The organism is Halogeometricum borinquense DSM 11551, assembly GCF_000172995.2.
GTDB lineage: Archaea > Halobacteriota > Halobacteria > Halobacteriales > Haloferacaceae > Halogeometricum > Halogeometricum borinquense.
The window spans coordinates 790,663-812,119 of sequence record NC_014729.1 but is presented as its reverse complement, the minus strand read 5'-3'; the positions used below and the strand labels follow the sequence as shown (position 1 = coordinate 812,119).

Sequence of the window (21,457 nt, the reverse complement as noted above, 5' to 3'; positions counted from 1 at the left end):
GCACTACTCGTCCGACATCGCTTCGAATAGAGACGAAGTGATATCCAAACCGCACCGATTGCTCGCTACGACTGATTTTGGACCTTTTGTTGATTTTGATTTAGTTTCTCGGCCAGATCTTCACGGAAATCCTCTTCAAGTCTGTGTTCCCAATACACGGCGATATCGTCATCCATCATGGTTCGTACTTTATCTCCGGTTGTCCACCCTTCGATCACCGCCACAGTTTCTGCCCCCTCGAATTCGTCTTTCCAGTCTGAGGCTTTGTTCCGAATTTCCTTCACCCGTTTGTGCGAATCAACCCGAACACCGATCGCCTTCGCCTCAATGAAAATAACCGTATCTTCCGTCGGTCGCACAATGAAATCGGCTTTCTGAACATCGGCACCTGCAACCTTCGATTCTTCCGCATAGGTCCCTACAGGAATATCGTTAGTCGAAGAAATCTTACCAGAATAACCAGAATCAGTGTAGCCTGCGTCGTCAAGCATTTCTGCTACCGTCTGTTCTTGTTTATCCTTCCGCCAGTTTCGATAGTGGGTTGTTGCCTCTTGTTCTGCAATCTTATCGCAAATCCACCGGCGTGAGTATTCAATTTCCTCTTCTTCGTCAATAGTGGGGTCAGAGAGCCATGGTACCTTCTCTGGATCAAGGTTCGCTGCGGTGAAATCTGCAAGATCTTGTGCAATCTGGTGATTTGGTGTACTCGCTTCGGCTAGCGTGTATTCTTCGTAATTGTTTGTTGAATTAACTCCGGCGAACTGTCCGAACTTCATCTGACTAATTTTCGGCTTCACTAGATACCGAAGAATACGAACAATACGGGGATCTTCTCGAATATCTTCCTTTTCAATATCTCGGAAGTTGTTGGTATGTTCTGCTGCCGCATCATAGAGATCCATGGCGATATTCATTTTCTGATCATAGAACTCACCGATATGGCTCAGGAAGATATCCTCCTCTATCTGCTGACTTTGTTCTGCAACCTGATCTATCTTGCTTGGATCAGTTAGCACAGGCTAGGCGTGAGATTGTTGTATTATATACATACCGTGTAATTAATATACTTAGTAGAATAATTCTACTAGTGGGTTGCAGGCCGACATCTATTTCTACATAGTAGAACTAGTGGAATTCATACGTCTTATTATATGTATGTGGTAGAACTACCAAAGTTCAAGGGCGGTTGGGAGAGTATCCCGACAACATGGGTAGCGACGACGAGCGAGAGAAATACAAATCAATCAAAGTTTACGAGTCTACCTACGACCGACTCCAAAGCCACGGGAATATGGGCGAAAGTTTCGATGACCTCATCAACCGCATTCTCGATATCTACGAAAACGGGCCAACGGACACAGAGAACGAATGAATAAAGCTGTAACCCTGCTATCTGCCATTGAAGATACAGGAGAGCAGATCTACACTGCAATCACTGATGCCCCACCGCGGCTTCAGAATGACATTGATTCTTGGGTAGATCTCCATGGTCTTACTCGGCTGGACGAGCCCCTCAAGGTTTTGGCACGGCAGGCATCGCTAAACTTACTGCTGAAATCTACACTCTACGAGCACTACCAAAAAAATACGCCCAACACTAGCTTCAACGAACTTGATGCGTCAGACGCACGCGAGGCATTTCAGACCGCTAGGGAGTCGACAGGAGACATCGCATTCACCGAGTATTTGCTTGATGAACTTGCGTGGATCACATCAGCAGAGGATCTTTCCAGCGTTCTTGATGCACGACAGTATCTACTGAATTCGGATAATCCGGCAGAAACAATTGGGAAACTGTTTGAGCAAATCACTCCTCAAGAATCGCGGCGGAAACTCGGCCAATTCCGAACACCACCCGAGATAGCGGATATTATGGCGACTTGGTGTGTTCAGGAGAGTACTGATACGGTTCTCGATCCAGGGGTGGGTGCAGGGGCGCTGTCTGCACCTGCGTATAAACGCAAACTCAAGCTCTCATCGGATGCATCGCTGGCTACGATGCATGGCATCGATCTGAATGAACTCGCGCTAGTGATGGGTGCGACGACGCTCCGCTTGCTGGATCACGGTGGACCACATAATCTCCAAACCGGTGATTTTCTCGAACTGTCTCCAGAAGACATAGATGCGGAGGTTGATGCCGTTATCAGCAACCCTCCGTATTCCCGACACCACGAGCTTTCTGAGGAATATAAAACAAGGGTTAATACACAGATAGAACAGGAACTCGGCTGTGATGTAAGTGCATTGTCGCCGATGTATGCATACTTCTACTTCCACGCAGAGAAGTTCCTCTCCCCAGGAGGGCGCGCGTCCTACATTACCCCTTCAGAGTTTCTCGAAACCAACTACGGCGAGTCGCTAAAGCAGTACCTTACAAATGAATTCAACCTCAACGCATTGGTTCTGTTTGACCGCGACGAGGACTCTGTGTTCTCTGAGGCAATGACAACCAGCCTCGTAAGCTTCCTTGAGATGCCTGATGGTGGCGTCAAAAATGATTTCATACGGTTTATCAGGGTTGATGATTACCCCGGTAAAGACGTGCTATTGGAGGCGATTACGAACGGTGTTGAAGGTGAGACCGATTGGGGGTTCGTGAACGTTGTCCGGCAAGCGGAATTAGAGCCCGAAGACAAGTGGACTACGTTCTTCGACCCGATTGATCTCGACACGAGTCAACTGACTCCGCTGGAGGAGCTTGCAACTGTGAACCGAGGAATTGCGACTGGTGCAAACTCATTCTTCTGTCTATCACAACAGGAAGTAGACGAGTGGGGTATTGAAAAGAAATATCTGTCACCGTTAGTGCGGAATTCTCGAAGTGTCCCCACATATGACTACCGTAAGGAAGACTGGGAAAAACAGCGTAGCAAGGGTGACGAAATTTGGCTCTTGTACCATCTTGAAAAGGTAAGTTGCAACTTATCTACCTACCAGAAGCAACGAGAGACGAAAGGTAACGCTCGGCTCAGCGATTATGTCCAAGGTGAGACGGAAAACGGAAATCGTGAATACCCAAATATTGTTGATTATCTTAAATATGGGATGAGCAAGAATGTGGAAGCACACGATAGCTATCTCGCGCGCAACCGCGATCCGTGGTATGTAGTGGACCGACGCGATCCAGCACCAATCCTTGTCACATATATGTCTCGGGGCGGGTGTCGATTTATTCTCAATGAGACAGAATCTAGAAATTTGAACAATCTGCACAGTATCTATCTAAACGTTGATCTGGATACAGATGAGATGAAGTCACTCTTAGCGTACCTAAACAGTGGGTTCGCAGATGATGTTGTTCGTCGGAGTGGGCGGACTTATAGCACGGGTATGGACAAGATAGAACCAAACGAACTCCAAAGCGTTCCAGTACTTGATCCCCGTGACTTGAGTAACGAGACAGTCGATTCACTTGCTAGAGCGTTCGATGAGCTTCGAGAAATCGCCCGGGAGGAGGGGAACAATCCGGATCCAGTAATCACGAAAATTGATCAGATCTTAGAGCGGGAGTTGCAACAGGGTTAATGCAGAGAGCTGTCACGTCAATCACCACAAATCGGTGCCGTCTCGTTATCGACCAATTTATCAAATTGATTGGATCTACCAACCACATATATCTTTACTGAACTTTATTGACTGTGTTTAGCTATCGTTTCAAACCTCCCGTCCTCGCTCACGTCGGTCAGCGCTCGGTTGACTAACTCGCGGACGATAAACTCCTCGTAGTGCTGTGTCTCGCAGTACTCGCACGGTTGCATCTCCCGTGCAACAGTCTCGATAACCTCGTCATGGTCACGGAACAACTGTTCGACGAGAGCAGTGATCTCCTCCCGTGCCGTTTCTTGTACTTCATTGAGTTCATCATCGCTCCCGTCGGGAAGGTCGTACGCGAACACGCGCGTGTTGGATTTGTAGTACTTGAGCGTGCCACCGCTGGCGTCTTCGAGTCGGGCGATTTCCACGAGACCAGCGTCTTTCAGGATGTTGACGTGGTGTCGAACGGTGGTTTCGACCTTTTTCTCACCGCGCCGTGCCAGTTCCTCGTGAATCTCGCCGATGGTCATCTCTTGGTCGGCCAGCATGTCGAGAATCTTCACGCGTACGTCGTTATCCAGCGCTTTGGCTTTCTCCGGATCAGTCGTGACGACGTTCCGCACCGGCACCTCGGTTTCGAGAAGAGACATGCATCCCAATACGGGACAGAACGTCCTAAGATTGTTGTAAGTTCGTTCAACCACTCTCATAAATCTCTAACCGATACAATATTCGTCATAATACCTTTCTCCGCTCAACACCAAGTATCTAGCACGATGAGTACCGCGAGCGCTCAGTACGACATCGGGGGGATGTCGTGTTCGTTCTGTGTCGAAAGCATCCGCAAGGCGTACGAACGAACAGAGGGCGTCGAGGAAGTGAACGTGAGTCTCGCTCACGAGGAGATTCGAATCCAGTACGACAGTGCCGCACTCAGCGAAGTCGAACTCAAGGATACACTCCGCGATCTCGGCTACACGATCCGCGACCCGGACAAACAGACGCAGTTCGAAGAACAACAGCAGGAAGTCAAGCGGGCCACCCGGCGGGTAACGCTCGCAGGCGCGGCGGCGCTCGTGACGGCCGGACTAATGCTGTTTATGATCTTCGTCCGGGGAACCTTCGAGTCGGAAGCGCGCTGGATGGACCTCGTGACGCTGGGTCTCGCATTGGGGACGATGTTTGGTCCCGGACGGTACATCGGTGTGAAGGCGTACAACAGTCTCCGGCGACGTATTTTCAACCAGCACGTTCTCCTCGAAGCCGGCGCGTTCGCAGGGTTGGTAGGAGGATTTCTCGGCTTGTTCGTCTTCCCTTCGTTCCCGACAGTCCACTTTTTCGCGGTCTCGGTGTTCATTACGACGTACCACATCCTCTCAGAGTACACCAGTCTCATCGTTCGATCACGGTCGTCACAGGCTGTCCGTGGCCTTCTCGACCTTCAGCCCGATACCGCCCGGCGCGTCCGCGACGGCACGGTCGAAGAAGTCGAGATAAGCGAACTAGAGACGGACGATCACGTACGCGTCAACCCCGGAGAGCGCATCCCCGTTGACGGCATCGTCATTGCAGGGGAAACCACTGTAGACGAGAGTGTCGTAACAGGCGAGTCTGTGCCCGGAGATAAGATACCGGGCGATGAGGTAGTTGGTGGCAGTATCAACGAGACCGGAACGCTCCTCGTGGAAGTAACAACCACTGGCGACGACGCGTTTTTGAACCAAGTCGCACGGCAGATCGAGAAAGCACGGACGATGAAACCCGGCGTCGTCCAGTTAGCAGACCGCGTACTGAAATACTTCGTTCCGAGTGTACTCGCTGTCGCCGCCGCGTCTTTCCTGTTCTGGGTACTCGTCCCTGTCCTCTGGACAGGCGGGCCGCTCGGGTCTGAGCCAAACGTCAAACGCGGCGCGTTCGCGGCGCTGGCAGTCCTCGTCCTTGGATACCCGTGTGCGCTCGGGATGGCGACGCCGCTTGCGCTCATCCGCGGCGGCGGACTCGCCGCGAACCGAGGGATTCTGCTGCGGAGTGGCGATGCCTTCCAGATATTCCAAGACGTGGACACCATCGTTCTCGACAAGACTGGCACCATGACCACCGGAGAACCCGCCGTCGAAGCGGTCGTCGCACTTCGTGGTGACGAACACAGCGTGATTCGGCGGGCGGCCAGCGCAGAGGTGTTCAGCGAACACCCACTCGCGGATGCGATTCGGGAGTACGCCAACGAGCGGAGCATCGAGTTCTCCGACCCGGAGACGTTCGACAGCGTGACTGGCAAGGGCGTTCGCGCGACGGTCGAGGGCGAGCAGACGCTTGTCGGAAAGCCCGGATGGCTCACTGAGGAAGGAGTCGATCTGATGGTCGCCCGGGGCGATATCGACAGACTTCAAGAGCGCGGCGAGACAGTCGTCTGCGTCGCTGACGACGAATCGGTCATCGGCCTCGTCGCTATCGGTGACCCGGTAAAGAACGATGCCGATTCGACCGTCGAACGAATGCGAGCGGCCGGCATCACCCCCGTCATGAGTACCGGCGACAACGAGCGGACTGCCAACGCCGTTGCAGCGACGGTCGGTATCGACCGAGTGATGGCCGACGTACTTCCGGATGACAAGCGCGCGGAGATACGACGATTACAGGACGGTGGGGAACGAGTCGCAATGGTCGGAGACGGCATCAACGATGCACCTGCGCTAACACAGGCCGACATCGGTATCGCCGTCGGCGCTGGGACAGACATCGCCATCGAGTCGGCGGACATCATATTGATGGGCGACCGACTCGGCGGTGTGATGGACGCCTACGAGATTGCCGAGAGTAGTTACCGGAAGACGACGCAGAATCTCCTCGCCGCGTTCTCGTTCAACGGCATCGGCGTCACCGCCGCGACGACAGGTCTCGTCCACCCGGTGTTTGCGATGATTGCGATGATACTCTCCGTGTCGGCCGTCCTCGTCAATAGTTTCGCAGGGCAGTTACTCCGTGGCGAGTCACCGAACACCGCGTTCGCTGTCGATTCCGGCACCGCTGCCGCAGATGTGGACGATTCGGCTAGCACAGGCTGTGAAACAAAACCCGATGCAGCAGATGCGAACACGTCCGCTGAACCGGATACACAGAACACCTAGGTGACGACTTCCTGACATCCTCCCACGGCTAAAGCCGTGGGGTTCCCCCACTGGGGGTTGAACCCACGGATACGGAGAGGTTCGCAGGTTCGTCGTCGCGTGGGACGATGACCTGCGTTTCGGGCTGTGCCAGTATAGCCCCCGCCTCGGACAGCGGTTTCGAGAACTTGCCCAAGGCTCGTTTGCCAATATTCAGCGCACCGTTCTTGTCCGCGTTATCGTCCAGCCCACACTCGGGACACTCGAAGCGTCCCTGAGTCTCACGGACGCCCTCGCAGGCACAGCGGTTGCACGTTTTCGACGTGTCGTATTCTTCGACCAACCGCACGTCGATACCAGCGTCGTGGGCTTTGTACTCGATGTAGTTGAGTAGGCGGGCGAACGGCATCTTGTGGGTCTTGTCGTTGACGTACCTGCCCTTGTGGTTGTCCTTGCGAATCCCGCCGAGGTCGCCCACGACGATAACCGCGTTCCGTTCTTCAGCATCCTCCACGATTTGCCGAGCAATCTTGTAACCGGCACTGTGGATCGCGTCTCCGAGGTCGTCGTCGCCCACGTCGTCTTCGACGACGGTTTCGACCGTTCCTGATTCGCGGTTCGCGTCAGCGCGGCGGACGCCATCGACGCTCTTCAGCGCGGTCTCGACGGTGCGCTCACATCCGGGGCAGGACATTCCGGTGATATCGATATTGCGACGTTGCACCATGATTATTCCTCTGTGATTTGATGTATTCACCCTTACGATGACACTCATAGCGGTAGCACAAATATACGGCTCGAAGGATAGAACCGGCGATTCATGGATCGAGAGCCAATTCTGAGCGAGAGTTCCAGTTAAGATTGGGCACCGTCGTTCCCCGTGTCAGTTAGCGGAAACTGATACTCGGTGTGTCACTTTATGCCGTTCGCGGCCGTATCTTTGAGTATGTCAGACCAGTCCGTTAGCATGAGTCACGAAGAGATTGTTGAGTTCCTCGAAACTGGCGGTACTGCGGTCATCGCACTCGCCAAGGGGGACGACTCCTATGCGATTCCCGTCTCCTACGGGTTCGACGATGAAGAGGAGCACTTCTACCTCCGACTTGCGTTCGATTCCGAATCAGAGAAACGAGAGTACGTAGATGCGGCGGGCGTTGACTCACTCGTCATCCACGAGCAGACTGACGAGGGGTGGAAGTCGGTCGTCGCTCGCGGGCATCTCGCCGAGGTGACCGAAGCGGCACTCGATTCGACCATCGTCGAGGCAATGCGGACGATGGATATTCCGTTCGTAACCATCTTCGAGCATCCGTCTACGGAGTTAGACTTCGAGATGTACCGACTCGCCCCTGAGGAACTCACCGGTCGCAAGGAGAAGACGATGCGTGGTGTCGAGTGACACACACGAGGTAACTTCTATGTATTAGAGTGTGACCACTGCGACATGTTCCCCGCTGAGATACGGACCGACCGCCTTAGACTCAGGCGCGCGACGCGCGAGGTGATTCCACCGCTCGAACAGTACGAGTACACCCGAGAGGGTGCCGAGGGCATCGACGAGGTGACAGAGTACGTTTCGTGGAACCCCGTGAAGACGCCGAAGGAGTCAGACGAATTTCTCGCCCGATGCGAAGAGAAGTGGGACGACGGCGAGGCAGCTATCTACGCCATCTTCCCGCGCGACGGCGAGGACGGCGCGGGCGAGTTCGCCGGAACGACGGGCCTACACTTCCAGTGGGACCGCGACACCGCCGTTTTCGGCATCTGGCTCAGAAAACGGTTCTGGGGTCGCGGTTACTCCGGCGAGCGGGCGCGGGCGTTCTTCGAGGTGGCGTTCGAGGAGTTCGACGTGTCGCTGTGCGCCGCGGAGTACCTCCCCGAGAACGAGCAGTCCGGTCGCGCCATCCAGAAGTACATCGAGGCTGCGGGAGGCCACCGCGACGGCGAGTTCCGCCATCGCGTCGTACACGACGGCGACCCCGAGGCAACGGTTCGCTACTCGATCACCCAAAGTGAGTGGCGTGATGCAACGGACGAACGGACGGCGACGCTCCGGTGGGACGATGAGTAACCTCTTTCCGGCCGTCGTGGAGACGGACCGACTCCGACTCGAACGCGCCGGACGCGACACCGTGGACGTGCGGGAACTGTACCGAGTCGCCTCCGGCGATGACGCTGAGGAGATGTTCGCCCATGTCCCGTTCTCGCCGCACGAGACGCCGAAGGAGACGTTCGATTTCCTCGTCTCCTGTGAGGAACGCTGGGAGTCGGGCGAGGCGGCCGAGTACGCGATTCGCCGTCCCGAGGACGGTGAGTTCGTCGGCATGACCGGTGTCACCTGTTATTGGGACCGCGACACCGCAGAACCCGGTATCTGGCTCCGTAAGCCGTTCTGGGGGCGTGGCTACTCTGGCGAACGCGCCCGTGCGCTCCTCACGCTCGCGTTCGACCGACTGGACTTCGGTCTCGTCGGCGTCAGCGTCGCCGCGGACAACGAGAAATCCCGCCGTGCTGTCGGAAAGTATATTGACGACGCTGGCGGTCGATTCGAGGGCGTGATTCGCCGCGGCCTCCAGTTCTTCGACGGCGAAGTCCGGGACAAGGCGCGTTATACCATCTCGCAGGCAGAGTGGCGCGAGTCGGGTGGGCCGGACGAGTCGGTGACGTTCATCGACTCGCGCCCATGATGCGGCGCTAACAGTTCTCGCACGTCTCGTCCCGCCCTCAACAGCGACCACGAAGCATATACGGGTCCGTGAGAGTCGCCACGAGTGTAATGAAATCGACAACTCGGTCACCGCGCACCGCACTCGTCGGCGTCGGCAGTGGTTTCGGGGCCGCTATCGTCGGCTACCTCCTCGTGTATCTCTCGGCATCGGGGACGATACAGAACTCCGCGGCGTTCGGCTTCCTCGAAGCGGTCGGCAGCGAACTGTCCGTGTGGCAGGTCGTCGGCTGGGTGTTCTTGAACGCTCACGGCGTGACGACGCTCGTTCCCGGGCTGTTCGGTTCAACATCCAGTGTCAACCTCATCGAGACGGGTGAAACGTTCTCAACGCTTCTCTACGCTGTTCCCGTCGTCTGTCTTCTCGTCGCAGGAGCGGTATCCGCTGCCCTCGCCGGGGCCGAGTCCCCGGCGGACGGCGCACTCTCAGGGGCGGCTATCGCTCTCGGGTATCTCGTGGTCGCACTCGCCGGACTCCTCGCGTTCCCCGCGTCGTTCGGCGGGAGCGTCGTCCGCCCCGACCCGGTGACGACGGTTCTCCTCGCGGGCGTGACCGCGCCAGTCGCACTCGGTGCTATCGGCGGTTCGATCACCGCGACGATTCGCAGTTAGAGGTCTCTCGCTACCATTTCGCCCCAGTGTTCGAAGCCGTAGCGCTCGTAAAACGCCTGCGCGCGGTCGTTTTCTCGGTCAACGTCGAGTACCATTCGGTCGAGTGGCAGGTCCTGCTCGCGGGCGCACTCAATCGCGGCGTCCATCAAGTCGTCAGCGACGCCCGTTCCCCGGTACTCGGACGCCACGAATATCTCGTTGAGGACGGCCGCGTCCCAGATGAACGAGAGTGACTCCGGCAGGACGAACGCGTATCCGACGAGTCCGTCCGCCGTCGCCGCGACGGTGACGGACGACTCGTCCGTAGAGACACAGCGGTCTACCCAATCGAGCCACCGCGTTCGGTAGTGGTCCGTGAGTTTCCCCTCGTACGTTTCGCCTTTGTCCGCCGGGCCGGTGTTCTCGCCGATTCCGAGTTCGAAGCCCTGCTTTAGTTCCCACAAGTCTGTGGCGTCGTCCGCTTCGTAGGGTCGTATCGTCGCGTCGGTCATCGGTTTTTCGTGGACGCCCTCGGACATGAACGCGCCGGTGCCGGCAGTCGTCCGCTGGGGCGGTCCTCAACGCAGGTCCGTTCGAGCTATTTACTCCTCGAACAGACCGGTGAACCTGTTTCCAGCCAATCGGACAGGCACGACGACGGCCGAGAGGAGGACGATACCGAACCGGAAGCCAGTCAGAGCCACAGGGAAAATGCGCTCGACGCGCTTTTCGTCGGGCGTTTCCGCCGTCCTCTGCGTCGGCGCAGCGTCTAACACCGTCCGAAACTCGAAGTTCTTCGTCGTTCGCGTCTGTTTCGGTTCCGACGGCGATAGGTCTACCAACGTCTGCACCCACCCTCGGTCTGTCGAGTACAGCAGTCGCCCGTCAACGGTGTAAAACCGGTCGTGAAGCGGGTAAAGTGCGTTCACGCCGCCGACGAGGAGGTCCGGCAGGATACCCGCCCCGAGAAGACAGAACGTTCCAACCCACGCGAGTTTCACGCCGCGAACGCCGAACCGCCCGCGGAGAACGGAGGCCACACCGCGACGGGTGTCCCAGATGAGAAAGGCGAACAGAACGGCCGGGAGCAAGAACGTGTGACCGAGCGACCGGTGCGCGCCTGCGAAGATGGGTTCGGCAAATACGTCTACGTCCGGAAGCGCAGTGAAAGCGAAGATAACGAGGACGCTCCGCCGGTCGAACTCGTCACCGAGGAGAGCGGCACCGAGGAGTCCACCGATTGCGAGGTGGACGATAGTCGATGGCATGGGAAACAGTGACTCGGAATAGCCCTTCAACGTTCGCCTCCCGTTCCTCGTCGTTCGTCGAACCCGAGTTTCGATACGCTTTTGCGCCCAACCCTCGCACATGGGTACCGTATGAGCCGGGACGGACGGGACGCGGGTGAAACTCGATGACCGAGGTTCCGCGCGACGAACTTGCACGACGTATCGCCGGTGAAATAACGCTGAGTGACGACGCGGGAGCGACACTTCGCAAGTGGCGGACGGACTTCGACATCTCACAGACGGCCCTTGCCGAGCAACTTGACGTGTCGTCGTCGGTCATCTCCGATTATGAGAGCGGACGCCGCGAGAGTCCCGGTATCGGCGTTGTCCGCCGAATGGTCGAAGCGCTCCTCGACATCGACCAAGCTCGCGGGGGGAGTCGCATCCGCCAGTACGCTCGCGTCATCTCTGCGGGGTTCGAGAGCGATATCGTACAGGACCTCCGCGAGTACTCCACGTCGATTCCGCTGGAACGCTTGTACGATGCGATGGACGCCACTGAACTCGTCCGCGGCGACCACGACCACGTGAGCGGACACACCGTCATCAACAGCATCCAAGCGATCACGCGCCTCTCTTCTGAAGAGTTCTACCGTCTCTACGGCCAATCGACGAGTCGCGCACTCATCTTCACTGATGTCAGCCGCGGCGAGTCACCGCTCGTGGCGATGCGCGTCGTCACGCCGACACCGAACGCAGTCATCCTCCACGGGCTGACGGAAGACGACTTGTGGGAACACGCACCGTCACTCGCCAGCATCGACGGCTTCTCGTTGGCTATCTCGAACCGCGACTTGGACGCGATGCTCGAAGACCTGCGCGCGCTTCCTTAACTATCCGCAGAAAATTCTCTTCGTGCGGACGGTCCCCGCTACTCGACGTCTATTCGACGTACTCGTAGGTCCGAAGCGACTCCTCGCTTCGGTTCCGCACTCACGTCGTTCGTGCGGACGGTCCCCGCTACTCGACGTCTATTCGACGTACTCGTAGCGGCGTTCGTTCATCCGACCCCAACCCGTGAAGACGAACTCCGCTTCGGGCGTAGTGAACGCCTCGACGTCAACCTCTTTCTCGTGGTTGTGAACGTCGTGGACGAGCTCGTACTCGTCGAACGAAATGTCGTACCGGCGGGCGAGTTGGTCCTCCACCTCGACGGCCTCGACGTGTTCGGTCCAGCCGTCCACGATGGTTTCGGCGTGAACCTCGGCCTGCGCACCGGATCCGTACGAACCGACGAGCATCTGCTGGCCGGCCAGCTCCTCGCCGCGTTCGAGTGCATGCCGGAGAGCGGAGAGTCGAGCGATGTGGACCGATCCGGTGTACCAGTTGCCGACGTTCCGCGAGATGGAGAGCGTCGGTTCGATGGTTTCGGCGTACCACTCTCGGTACTGGTCCATTCCCTTCAGGTCATCCATGTAATCGCGGATGGCCTCCGTGTACTCCTCCCGCGACTCGAAGTCCGCTTCGCGGGGCTGTCGGCCGATTTCACTGGTGAGTTCATCCTCGATCTCGGTGTCGCGCGTCATGTGCCGGTAGCCGAGAACGGCGGCCTTCCGGACCATGCCGGGGAACGGCGTGTGGAACGGGATGTACTCGAAGTCGTCGGGATGAGTGTCACCCGAGACGGACTCGTAATCTTCGAGCGCTTCGCGCATTCGTGCGAGATACACTTGCACTGACCGCTTCCCGTCAACGCTCGGGAACTGCTGGTTCGGCTTGAGGAAGTCAGTCTCGTCTGCACTGCCGTAGCCCTGCTCGGTCGAGAGTTCGACGATAGACGGATTCTCCGTGATGAGCATGGCGACGGCACCGGCACCCTGCGTCGCCTCGCCGGGGTCGTCGCGTTCGTACAGAGCGGTGTCTGTGGCGATGACGAGCGCCGCGCGACCGCGGTTTCGACCCGCCTTGATCCAGTTGTACGCGTCGTCGATGCTCTGCGTCCCCGCGAGACACGCGAACTTGCGTTCGCCCTTGTTCGCGTGGTGGAAGTCGCCGTCGTACACCTGTTCGAGACAGCCTGCGATGTACGTCGAAACCGGCTTGGAGTTGTCGAACGCCGACTCAGTGGCCACGTCGATGCGGCCGATATCGTCCGGCGTCAGGCCCTTACGGTCCATCAGCTGTTTCGCCGCGTTCGCCCCCATCGTGACGATATCCTCGTAAACGTCGGGGAACGACGACGACTCCAAACCGAGGCCCTTCGTGTACTTCTCTGGGTCCTCGCCCATCTCGGGCGCGAACGTGTTCGGGAGGTCGAGTCTAAGTTTTCCCGTCCAAATCTCGATGGCGTCGATGCCGACGGCTGTCATGATTCTTCACTCGCTATCCGGACATATGGGCTTGTCGATAAGATGTTACGTCGTCTGTCGAAGTATCAGAAGAGCCAGCTATCCCACGGCAGTCCCCAGTCGTCGTCGAAGTTGAGGACAAACTTCCGCACGCGAACCGTCGTCGATTCCCCACGAGCGTCGGTAACGGTTAGATCGACGATCACTCGTCCTGCCGCGAACTCGTCGGTCCGTTGTTCGATTCGGGCGACTCTCCCACTGTCGTCCGTCAGCGACCACGTGTCACCGCTTGCACCCTCGAACCCGACGTACGTCCACTCGTACGTCAGGTCGTCGTCGTCCGGGTCGGTCGTTTCGGCGTACAAGTAGTGTTCGTCTCCGTATCGAATTCCGTAGATAGCCGAAACGACGGGCGCACGGTTGCGCGCGCGGACGGTGACGTTCACGGTATCGGTGTCCGTCGCCCCGTCGTCGTCGGTAACGGTGAGGCGCACGGTCACGGTCCGGTCGCGGTCGAGAACAACGTCTGTGAGACCGATGACCGGGCGGACAGCATTCCGGTCGGACAGTTCGAGTATATCCCCGATTCCGTCGGTGTCTACAATCTCCCACCGGTACGTCAGGTCGTCGCCGTCCGGATCGTAACTCCCCGACCCGTCGAGTCTGACTTCTGCTATCCCTCCGACCAGCGTCGGTCGCTTCGCCGCTCCGCCAACGACGAACGACCGCGAACCGGTTCCTGACGCCCCCGCTGGTGCCGTACTGGGACCGGCAGTCGATCCGGCACCGAGTTCCGCCGGACGGGCAACTGAGCTACCAATCGACCATGTCGTACGCGCGTTCCCATTCCCCCGTCCGTTGCCGTTCCCCCGGTCGTTGCCGTTGCCGTTCCCGCGGCCGTTCGACTCGTCGTCCGAACCGTCGCCGTCACCGCCATCGTCCGAATCGTCATCGTCGCTGTCGTCGCCGTCATCGTCCGAAACGTCACCATCCACGCTGTCGTCCTCACCTGCGTCCGCCTCCGGCGGCCGGTTGTACTTTTCGACTTCCACAGTCGCCCTATCGCGGGCGCTATCGTTCCCGTCGGAGACGACGAGTTCGACTGTCACCGAATGGCTCCGATCAGTCACGTTTTCCCGCACCTCGAACGTCGCGTTCGGCGTTCCTGTCGAATCATCGACAAGACGGACGGCGTCCGGTGGGAGACCGTCGCCGTCCACGATACGCCACTCGTAGGTGAGCGAGTCACCGTCTGGATCGGTCGTGTCGGACCCGTCGAGCGTCACCGTCTCGCCAGCGCGTCCCACCACAGTACCGCCGTGCGCGACCGCTGACGGCGGATCGCCGTCGTCCTCCGGCGTCGCCGTCGGCGTCTCGCCGCGAGCGGGATTGTCGGGTTCAGGCGTCGGCGTCGTCGGGATGACGAGCGTCTCGCTGAACAGGATGCGATTCCGGTCTGCATCAACGACTGTAACTCGGAGTTTCTCACCGACTGGTTGGTTCCAATCGAGACGCCACCGCTCTCCCGCCTCGAACGTCTCGTCGCCGTCGCCCGCGATTATCAACGCTGGTTCGAAGTCGTACTCGGTCGTCCCGGAGGCGTTTCGGACGACGATATCGAGTCGGTCCATCGAGAGCGACCGTCCACCCGTATGTGCGAGTTCGAGCTGGTCGTGCGAAACCTCACCGGCGATGTTCACCGACTCGCCGCTCGCACCGTTTGACCCGCCTGAAACGTCGTTAGAGAACCCGTCTGTGAGGTAGAAGAAACCGAACGTGCTGGCGCTCACGATGACGACACCGAGCAGAAGGACGACACCAATCGACTCCGCCTGACCTCGCGTCGAAGCCGAAGGTGTCCATCCATTCATCATCTGAAAGAGTATGTCTGACGTTCTGAATCTTTTTGACCGAGTATCAGATTCGATACCGAGCGAGTAACCGAAAACGGAATCATGTTCGGATCAGTACGGATCCGTGGCTGTGATGGTGAACGTCTCCGAATACGACGTTCCATCGCTGTCGTACTCGATGGTTACCGTGACATCTTCTGCGGCCATGTCCTTCCCGCTCCCGCCGTTGTTCTGGAACTGGTAGAGATAGACCGTCGCTCGCTCGCTCGCGCCGAGAGTCGCTTGAGAGGTGAGCGAAACGGTTCCCGAACCGATAGTGTACTCGTCGTTGTTTCCATCGCCCGCCTCGTACCACCCGTCGTTCGACTGCGGACTGTTCTGGCTGTCGGAGTTGGCGTCGAAGTACGCTTCGTACTGTCCGTCACCCTGTCCGCCGTTTGTTTCGTGGAGTTTCTTCACGCTGGATTCGGTCGTCGAATCGACGGACACGCCCGTTATCTCGATGCTGTTCGATCCGTCGTTTGATAGTTTGAACTGGACTCCACTCGTCGCGCCTTGGTTCGCCTTGGCCTCACCGCTTCCTTCGACAACGGAGAGCGGTCCGTTTCCGTTACCACCGTCGTCACCACCACCGCCCCCATCATCACCACCACCGCCATCGCCACCACCCCCACCGCCGGATGCCTGCACTTCGACGGCATATTGCAGATCCTCGGGGTTCGACTGAGCGAATCCCGGCCGCGATTCGTCGAGGTAACTGACGTTGACCGTGTCGTCTCCGGCGTCGGCGGGTGCCTCGTAGACGTATCGATATTGGCCGGGTGCTTCGACGGTTCCGTTCGGCACCGTCCCCCGGTCGGCGGACGCTTCCACCTGCGTGCCAATCGGGTTGTTGTACCGGTCCCGAACCTCGACGACGAACGGGTCCTTCTGACCGGTGTACGGGTAGTCAACTCCCTCAGCGCTTGTCAGATACGCGGGGGCGGTCGTCGTGCCACTCGACCCGACACGAACAGCCGCCAACCGGAGTTCGTACGTCGCGTTCTCCTCGAAGATGAGTTCGACGGCGTTCGTTCCGGCGTCGGTCACCGCGTGGACGTACTTGTCGTTCGATTCGTTGCCCGTTCCGTCGAGCTGATCTGTTTCGTCGAGGAGTGACCGCCACGCAGAGGCGTCTAACCGCGTCGGAACGACGATTGAGACGTTCCCCGGGCGGGAAGGGTCCTGTGAGACGGTCACTGTTCGAGTCGATTGACTCACCGCCTGCGGGTCAACGGAGAGCGTCCCAGACCCGCCGCGAGAGAGTTGTCCGGAGAGCGTCACGACTGAGATGCGCCGCCCGGAGACCAGCGATTGATCTGTCACGGCGACAGTGTTCGCTCCGGAGTCGTCACCGAAGCGGTTGTAGAGGATCCCGTTCTCGTAGATTGTTGTCGGCGCGTTCTGATAGCGGTTGTACGAGGATTGGTACGCGAGGGCGTTCGTCGAGTAGTTCCGCGTCTCGCCGTTCCAGAAATCGTCCGTCTCGGGATAGTCAGGCTTGTCCGTTGCCGGGTCGTCAGCGACCGCGTTCCGAATCGAGACGTTGCCGAGCGACGACGTAGCGAGCGACCCCCCCGGCGGAGACGGATTGACGAAGACAGTTCGCGCCGGATACTGCGTGCCGAGTTCGACTGTCGTCGGAGCGGACGTTCCCGTCGCGGCCGTCTGGAGAATAGCGTTTCGCATCTGTTGCATATCGCCCACCACGCGCTGGTTGTGGCGGAACTCGACCTGTTCGTTCTCTTGAGGAACGACAGTCGCCTGATACATCGAGAGCGAGATAACAATGAATCCGAGTAACAACACCGCACCTATCTGTACGGCTACTGCACGGTCGTCCCCCCCAAACTCCATACTCCGGATTGAGTGACTGTCAGGTAAAAGGATGCCGCCGGGAGACCGACGAACGCAGACCGCAGTTCGAAACGCGGACGTGCGCTACTCCTCGTCCTCTTCGACCACTTCGGGGTCGCTCATGGCGCTTTGGAGGCTGTCGAGGCCGTTGAGCCACTCCGAGACGAGGCCGTACTCTAACTCCTCGGCAATCGACATGTCAAGTTCGTCGCCTTCGATGATGCGTGTGCCCGCCTGGACGAGGTATCCGAGTGCGGCGTCCATGTTCTCTTCTTGCTCGGCCTCAGCAGCGGCAGTAACGTACTCTTCGAGGGGTGCGGCTTCGGCAGGTCCGGCGACGATGTACTCTTCGGCGGCGTAGAAGACACAGACGAGACTCGTCTGGACGCCGTCGATGAGCATCACTTTCTCTTCGACGTCGTCGCCTTCGAACGTCGGTTCCGAGAGGACGATATCGCGGACGCCTTCGAGTTCGTCCAGTGCGTCCTCTTCGGAGAGCGTGTCTTCCTCGTAGGCAGAGACGATTTTCGCCACTGCGATGGCGGCGTCGTCCTGAAGGTTCAAGAGGAGTCGCGCGGAGTCCTCGTTTTCGGGGTCGAGTTCTTCTTCTTCGACACGGGTGAGCCAGTTCTGCCAGCGGTCTTTCGTGTAGTAGGTCTCCTCGGCGTCGGTCATGTCTCAATCATCCCCGTCGGCATTCAAATGCCTTTCCTATGTCCGCTCATCCTGTCGGCTGTAACCCCGTGACGAACATCAATTCATAAACAGTTGCGGCTCGAATAGCTTGCGTCAAGTAGACGAGGGTGATCGGCGTTTCAGCGGACGCTACCGGGAAAGCGTCGCGCGCGTGTCGATACCGTATACGTCCTTCGGCGTCTCGACGTGTGCTGTCTCTACGGCGTCTTCCCAACCTTCGTCCAGCATCCACCGCACGCGCCGAGGGACAGTCTTCGGTCCGAGAACGGCACCCGGCCGGTCAGCGTCGTCTACGAAGTCTGTCTCCATCAAGAACGGTTCGCCGCGCTCGACTGCGGTTTCGAGGCGGTCCTTCTCGCTCATCACGCTCGGCGTCGGTCCCGCGAGCCGACCGCCTGCGTAGTGTTTTACGACCTTTTTCCGGGGCATTCCAGCGTCTTCGGCCCATGCGGCAACCGCAGTCAAGTCGTCCGACGCTTCCGTGTGCAGTTGCACCGCGCAGTCGAGTTCGGCACCGAGTGAGAACGCGTGTCGCATCACGTCGTTCGACGCTTCCCAGACGGCATCGGGCACGTCGTAGTGCGGACGGCCGGACTTCAACGCGAGCGCGTCGCCCGCACGGACGTACTCAGCTGCCACGTCCAACCCCGCTTGCATCAGGTCGCGCGCTTCGGCTGGCGAGAAGTCACGTTCGTCCACCAGACGAGAAACGAGTCCCGGATGAACGCCAAGAACGGGCCACGCACGGCCCGGAAGCGCTTCTGACGCTTCTTCGACGGTGGTGATAGTCTCCTCGAAGACGGCGCGGAAGTCCCCTCCTTCGCTGGCCTCGACGTCGAGGTGCCACGACGGCTTGTTCACCACGAGAAGATGTGTGCCGCCGAGACGGCGGAAGTCGTCAACAGCGTCGATACCGCGGCCGTATCTCGGGTCCAAGTGAAGGTGGTTGTCAAGCACCGGCGTATCCAACGCTTCCATGTGCGGCGGTTGGACGGTCCGCGTAAAAGTCTGCTCGCTACTGGTCGTAGCCGACCATCGTCGGTCCCTCGTCGTCATCACCGAGAGTGGCGCTGTCCGTTGCGGCGTTTCGGAGGGCGTCAGATCGACCGAATTCACCGGGAGCGATAGCGAAGGTCCGGAGTCCGTACGCGTTCGCCGTCTCTATCGCGGGCTTAAAGTCGGTGTCTCGGGAGGCGACAGCGATCACGTCGGCGCGCCCCTCGACGGCAAACTGGGTGATATCGACGGCGAGACGCACGTCCACGTCACCGCTGGTAATGACGACCTCGAATCCTCGCGCTTCGGCGGCCTGAATCAGCCCGGGGGTCGCGTGTTCATCGAGGTACAGGCGTGTGGCTGTGGGACGGCCTATCTCGGCGGCCGCCTCACGCACGTCGTCTAAGTCTACGTCAAACTCGTCGCGGAGGACGTTCGGCCCGTCAACGAACAGTGCAACGCGCCGTTCGTCGGCGTCGTCAGGAGCGTCGTCGTCGCTGGAAGCGAGGTCGGTGGCGGCGTCGTCGGACACGTCGGTGCGCGCACGGTCCATAAACGGCCGTTTCACGCCAGGAAGGATAGCCCTACTGATTCGGATAGTGGGATTTACGCTGATACGAAATCTATGCAAATAAAAAATGTATAACTATTAATTATTTTTGAGTTATCAGTTCAGCTAGGAAACATTTAATCATTCGTGTACAATACGTGTGGTTGGATGCCATCCAACAATCCACTCCGACGGCGTAGCTTCCTCAAGTCAACCGCAGCACTGTCCCTCCTCGGTATGTCCGGCGTCGTGTCGGCCAAGCCAGGACGTAACCCCGGTCCGAAGAAAGACGAAATTCTCGTCGGCGTCTCGAAGAACCGCGATACGAAAAAGGCGGTCGCACAGCACGTTCCCGGTAATGCAGAGATCGTTCACGAGAACAAGGAACTGAGTTATGCCGCAGTTAAATTCCCGTCGCACGCATCCACGCGTGCGCGTGAGAACTTCATCAGCGCGGTTACGAAAGGAGACGACATCAAGTACGCAGAGAGAAACACGACCCACTCCACACTGTATACGGCAAACGACCCGAAACTCGGGAGTCAGTACGCCCCACAACAGGTAAACGCAAACGACGCATGGGACACGACACTCGGCAGCAGCGACGTCACTGTCGCCGTCGTGGACCAAGGTGTAAAATACGACCATCCCGACCTCAGCGCGCGGTTCGGGTCTAACACGGGCTACGACTTCGTCGACGACGACTCGGATCCGATGCCGGACGTTCTTTCCGACGAGTTCCACGGGACGCACGTCGCTGGTATCGCCGCCGGAACGACGGACAACAACGAAGGCGTCGGCGGCATCAGCAACTCGACGCTCCTCTCGGGTCGTGCACTCTCCGAAAGCGGAAGAGGTTCGACGAGCGACATCGCCGACGCGATACAGTGGGCGGCTGATCAAGGTGCAGATGTCGTCAACCTCTCTCTCGGTGGCGGCGGGTACACCCAGACGATGAAGAACGCTGTCTCCTATGCGACGACGAACGGGACGGCGGTCATTGCGGCGGCCGGGAACGATAGCAGTGGAAGTGTCTCGTATCCGGCGGCATACAGCGAAGCAATCGCTGTCTCCGCACTGGACCCCGACGAGACGCTCGCGTCGTACTCGAACTACGGTTCCAAACTCGACCTCGCCGCACCGGGGACGAACGTCCTCTCCTGCTGGACGACTTCGACACAGTACAAGGAAATCTCCGGCACCTCGATGGCGACCCCGGTCGTCTCAGGCGTTGCAGCACTCGCTCTCTCGGAGTACTCGCTCAGTCCCGCGGACCTCCGACAGCATCTCAAGAACACCGCTGTGAACGTCGGCCTCCCGAGCAACAAACAGGGTGCGGGACGGGTTGACGCCGCGAACGCCGTCAATACCAGTCCCTCGCCGCCCGGTAATGGCGACTCTAAGGAGACCACCCGCTCGGGAAGTCTCTCCAGCAGAAGCGACAGCGACGGGAGCACGTATAGCTGGGCATACAGCTCCCCATCACAGGTCGTCCTCGAACTGAGCGGCCCCAGTAGCGCTGACTTCGACCTCTACGCGAGCGAAGGAACCGGTACCCCGCCGACGACACGTTCCTTCGATCACCGGTCGTGGACGACGAATAGCCAAGAACAGATCGTTATCGACAACCCCGATAGCTCCGCCGCTCTCGGCATTCTCGTCGATAGCTACTCGGGAAGCGGTGACTACACGCTGACGATCACCGAGAAGAAGTAACTCGCGCGACAACGAGGGGTCTCACGCGGTTTTCTTATAGAGATTCGAGGAGAATACTGGTGGCTCAAGCCACCAGATAAATTCGACAATTTAACTCGCAATCCACCGTAATTGAAGCGTGTGCGTGGAAAACTGGCAGTTGACTCGGTGTTTTCCACGGCGAGAGCCGAAATCAAACACGTAAGCCGACCGCGCCGACCGACACAAAACAAG

The 21,457-nt window shown here is 58.5% G+C and carries 19 protein-coding genes and 2 pseudogenes; 9 read left to right on the top strand and 12 right to left on the bottom strand.

Annotated features, from left to right (window positions below; genetic code table 11):
• Positions 1-65: 65 nt before the first annotated feature.
• Positions 66-1,016 (bottom strand): XamI family restriction endonuclease, encoded by a 951-nt coding sequence (locus HBOR_RS04175; protein ID WP_006053687.1) that lies wholly within the window; start codon positions 1,014-1,016, stop codon positions 66-68.
• A gap of 191 nt (positions 1,017-1,207) precedes the next feature.
• On the opposite strand from HBOR_RS04175, the gene HBOR_RS19900 reads away from it, so the two are divergent.
• Positions 1,208-1,372, top strand: a complete 165-nt coding sequence (locus tag HBOR_RS19900; RefSeq protein ID WP_006053686.1) for a DUF7557 family protein — start codon at positions 1,208-1,210, stop codon at positions 1,370-1,372.
• Positions 1,369-3,528 carry an HsdM family class I SAM-dependent methyltransferase gene (locus HBOR_RS04170; RefSeq protein ID WP_006053685.1) on the top strand — a complete coding sequence of 720 codons (2,160 nt, stop codon included), beginning with the start codon at positions 1,369-1,371 and terminating at the stop codon, positions 3,526-3,528. Before HBOR_RS19900 ends, HBOR_RS04170 begins: the two co-directional genes overlap by 4 nt.
• Positions 3,529-3,632: 104 nt before the next feature.
• Here the strand turns inward: HBOR_RS04170 and HBOR_RS04165 are convergent, their stop codons facing one another.
• On the bottom strand, positions 3,633-4,187 hold the full coding sequence (locus HBOR_RS04165; protein WP_006053684.1) for a helix-turn-helix domain-containing protein: 555 nt from the start codon (positions 4,185-4,187) through the stop codon (positions 3,633-3,635).
• A 126-nt stretch (positions 4,188-4,313) separates the two neighbouring features.
• Here HBOR_RS04165 and HBOR_RS04160 point away from each other — a divergent pair, with 126 nt between their 5' ends.
• Positions 4,314-6,665 carry a heavy metal translocating P-type ATPase gene (locus HBOR_RS04160; RefSeq protein ID WP_006053683.1) on the top strand — a complete coding sequence of 784 codons (2,352 nt, stop codon included), beginning with the start codon at positions 4,314-4,316 and terminating at the stop codon, positions 6,663-6,665.
• A gap of 28 nt (positions 6,666-6,693) precedes the next feature.
• Here HBOR_RS04160 and HBOR_RS04155 read toward each other — a convergent pair.
• Both HBOR_RS04155 and HBOR_RS20560 read right to left on the bottom strand, forming a co-directional pair.
• A pseudogene (locus HBOR_RS04155) lies at positions 6,694-7,176 on the bottom strand (IS200/IS605 family accessory protein TnpB-related protein); the annotation flags it as partial.
• Between the two features lie 9 nt (positions 7,177-7,185).
• A pseudogene (locus HBOR_RS20560) lies at positions 7,186-7,371 on the bottom strand (heavy-metal-associated domain-containing protein); the annotation flags it as partial.
• A gap of 219 nt (positions 7,372-7,590) precedes the next feature.
• Here HBOR_RS20560 and HBOR_RS04150 point away from each other — a divergent pair.
• The 4 genes from HBOR_RS04150 to HBOR_RS04135 all read left to right on the top strand — a co-directional run bounded on the left by HBOR_RS04150 (position 7,591) and on the right by HBOR_RS04135 (position 9,981).
• A complete protein-coding gene (locus tag HBOR_RS04150; RefSeq protein ID WP_013440503.1) occupies positions 7,591-8,043 on the top strand; it encodes a pyridoxamine 5'-phosphate oxidase family protein in 453 nt (150 codons plus the stop codon).
• Between the two features lie 45 nt (positions 8,044-8,088).
• Entirely contained in the window at positions 8,089-8,715 is a 627-nt protein-coding gene (locus HBOR_RS04145) for a GNAT family N-acetyltransferase (RefSeq protein ID WP_006053680.1), read from the top strand.
• Positions 8,708-9,331: a GNAT family N-acetyltransferase gene (locus HBOR_RS04140; RefSeq protein ID WP_006053679.1), complete on the top strand. Its 624-nt coding sequence runs from the start codon at positions 8,708-8,710 to the stop codon at positions 9,329-9,331. Before HBOR_RS04145 ends, HBOR_RS04140 begins: the two co-directional genes overlap by 8 nt.
• 89 nt (positions 9,332-9,420) lie before the next feature.
• Complete coding sequence (locus HBOR_RS04135) at positions 9,421-9,981, top strand: hypothetical protein (protein WP_006053678.1); 561 nt, start codon at positions 9,421-9,423, stop codon at positions 9,979-9,981.
• Here HBOR_RS04135 and HBOR_RS04130 read toward each other — a convergent pair.
• Together HBOR_RS04130 and HBOR_RS04125 are read right to left on the bottom strand one after the other, a co-directional pair.
• On the bottom strand, positions 9,978-10,499 hold the full coding sequence (locus tag HBOR_RS04130) for a GNAT family N-acetyltransferase (RefSeq protein ID WP_006053677.1): 522 nt from the start codon (positions 10,497-10,499) through the stop codon (positions 9,978-9,980). The genes HBOR_RS04135 and HBOR_RS04130 overlap by 4 nt on opposite strands.
• Before the next feature lie 63 nt (positions 10,500-10,562).
• Positions 10,563-11,228 carry a metal-dependent hydrolase gene (locus HBOR_RS04125; RefSeq protein WP_006053676.1) on the bottom strand — a complete coding sequence of 222 codons (666 nt, stop codon included), beginning with the start codon at positions 11,226-11,228 and terminating at the stop codon, positions 10,563-10,565.
• A gap of 146 nt (positions 11,229-11,374) precedes the next feature.
• Between HBOR_RS04125 and HBOR_RS04120 the strand changes: the two genes are divergently transcribed.
• The gene (locus tag HBOR_RS04120; protein WP_006053675.1) at positions 11,375-12,082 is read left to right on the top strand and encodes a helix-turn-helix domain-containing protein; all 708 of its coding nucleotides are present in this window, start codon (positions 11,375-11,377) and stop codon (positions 12,080-12,082) included.
• Between the two features lie 138 nt (positions 12,083-12,220).
• Here the strand turns inward: HBOR_RS04120 and hmgB are convergent, their stop codons facing one another.
• From hmgB to HBOR_RS04090, 6 genes are all read right to left on the bottom strand, one after another.
• A complete protein-coding gene (gene hmgB / locus HBOR_RS04115; RefSeq protein WP_006053674.1) occupies positions 12,221-13,558 on the bottom strand; it encodes a hydroxymethylglutaryl-CoA synthase in 1,338 nt (445 codons plus the stop codon).
• A gap of 65 nt (positions 13,559-13,623) precedes the next feature.
• Positions 13,624-15,408, bottom strand: a complete 1,785-nt coding sequence (locus HBOR_RS04110) for a PKD domain-containing protein (RefSeq protein ID WP_241432291.1) — start codon at positions 15,406-15,408, stop codon at positions 13,624-13,626.
• Between the two features lie 93 nt (positions 15,409-15,501).
• A complete protein-coding gene (locus HBOR_RS04105) occupies positions 15,502-17,286 on the bottom strand; it encodes a hypothetical protein (protein WP_006053672.1) in 1,785 nt (594 codons plus the stop codon).
• An 84-nt stretch (positions 17,287-17,370) separates the two neighbouring features.
• Positions 17,371-17,961, bottom strand: coding sequence for a DUF2150 family protein (locus HBOR_RS04100; RefSeq protein ID WP_006053671.1), 591 nt, complete (start codon positions 17,959-17,961; stop codon positions 17,371-17,373).
• Positions 17,962-18,111: 150 nt separating this feature from the next.
• Positions 18,112-18,960, bottom strand: a complete 849-nt coding sequence (locus HBOR_RS04095; protein ID WP_006053670.1) for a TatD family hydrolase — start codon at positions 18,958-18,960, stop codon at positions 18,112-18,114.
• A 37-nt stretch (positions 18,961-18,997) separates the two neighbouring features.
• Positions 18,998-19,531 (bottom strand): NYN domain-containing protein, encoded by a 534-nt coding sequence (locus HBOR_RS04090; RefSeq protein WP_006053669.1) that lies wholly within the window; start codon positions 19,529-19,531, stop codon positions 18,998-19,000.
• Positions 19,532-19,696: 165 nt separating this feature from the next.
• Between HBOR_RS04090 and HBOR_RS04085 the strand changes: the two genes are divergently transcribed.
• Positions 19,697-21,244 carry a S8 family peptidase gene (locus tag HBOR_RS04085; RefSeq protein ID WP_013440502.1) on the top strand — a complete coding sequence of 516 codons (1,548 nt, stop codon included), beginning with the start codon at positions 19,697-19,699 and terminating at the stop codon, positions 21,242-21,244.
• Positions 21,245-21,457: the final 213 nt, after the last annotated feature.

Excerpts from the sequence above, each read along its gene's own strand:
- HBOR_RS19900 (WP_006053686.1), top strand. The coding sequence starts at position 1,208 with ATGGGTAGCGACGACGAGCGAGAGAAATACAAATCAATCAAAGTTTAC.
- HBOR_RS04170 (WP_006053685.1), top strand. The coding sequence starts at position 1,369 with ATGAATAAAGCTGTAACCCTGCTATCTGCCATTGAAGATACAGGAGAG.
- HBOR_RS04165 (WP_006053684.1), bottom strand. The coding sequence starts at position 4,187 with ATGTCTCTTCTCGAAACCGAGGTGCCGGTGCGGAACGTCGTCACGACT.
- HBOR_RS04160 (WP_006053683.1), top strand. The coding sequence starts at position 4,314 with ATGAGTACCGCGAGCGCTCAGTACGACATCGGGGGGATGTCGTGTTCG.
- HBOR_RS04150 (WP_013440503.1), top strand. The coding sequence starts at position 7,591 with ATGTCAGACCAGTCCGTTAGCATGAGTCACGAAGAGATTGTTGAGTTC.
- HBOR_RS04145 (WP_006053680.1), top strand. The coding sequence starts at position 8,089 with ATGTTCCCCGCTGAGATACGGACCGACCGCCTTAGACTCAGGCGCGCG.
- HBOR_RS04140 (WP_006053679.1), top strand. The coding sequence starts at position 8,708 with ATGAGTAACCTCTTTCCGGCCGTCGTGGAGACGGACCGACTCCGACTC.
- HBOR_RS04135 (WP_006053678.1), top strand. The coding sequence starts at position 9,421 with ATGAAATCGACAACTCGGTCACCGCGCACCGCACTCGTCGGCGTCGGC.
- HBOR_RS04130 (WP_006053677.1), bottom strand. The coding sequence starts at position 10,499 with ATGTCCGAGGGCGTCCACGAAAAACCGATGACCGACGCGACGATACGA.
- HBOR_RS04125 (WP_006053676.1), bottom strand. The coding sequence starts at position 11,228 with ATGCCATCGACTATCGTCCACCTCGCAATCGGTGGACTCCTCGGTGCC.
- HBOR_RS04120 (WP_006053675.1), top strand. The coding sequence starts at position 11,375 with ATGACCGAGGTTCCGCGCGACGAACTTGCACGACGTATCGCCGGTGAA.
- hmgB (WP_006053674.1), bottom strand. The coding sequence starts at position 13,558 with ATGACAGCCGTCGGCATCGACGCCATCGAGATTTGGACGGGAAAACTT.
- HBOR_RS04110 (WP_241432291.1), bottom strand. The coding sequence starts at position 15,408 with ATGAATGGATGGACACCTTCGGCTTCGACGCGAGGTCAGGCGGAGTCG.
- HBOR_RS04105 (WP_006053672.1), bottom strand. The coding sequence starts at position 17,286 with ATGGAGTTTGGGGGGGACGACCGTGCAGTAGCCGTACAGATAGGTGCG.
- HBOR_RS04100 (WP_006053671.1), bottom strand. The coding sequence starts at position 17,961 with ATGACCGACGCCGAGGAGACCTACTACACGAAAGACCGCTGGCAGAAC.
- HBOR_RS04095 (WP_006053670.1), bottom strand. The coding sequence starts at position 18,960 with ATGGAAGCGTTGGATACGCCGGTGCTTGACAACCACCTTCACTTGGAC.
- HBOR_RS04090 (WP_006053669.1), bottom strand. The coding sequence starts at position 19,531 with ATGGACCGTGCGCGCACCGACGTGTCCGACGACGCCGCCACCGACCTC.
- HBOR_RS04085 (WP_013440502.1), top strand. The coding sequence starts at position 19,697 with ATGCCATCCAACAATCCACTCCGACGGCGTAGCTTCCTCAAGTCAACC.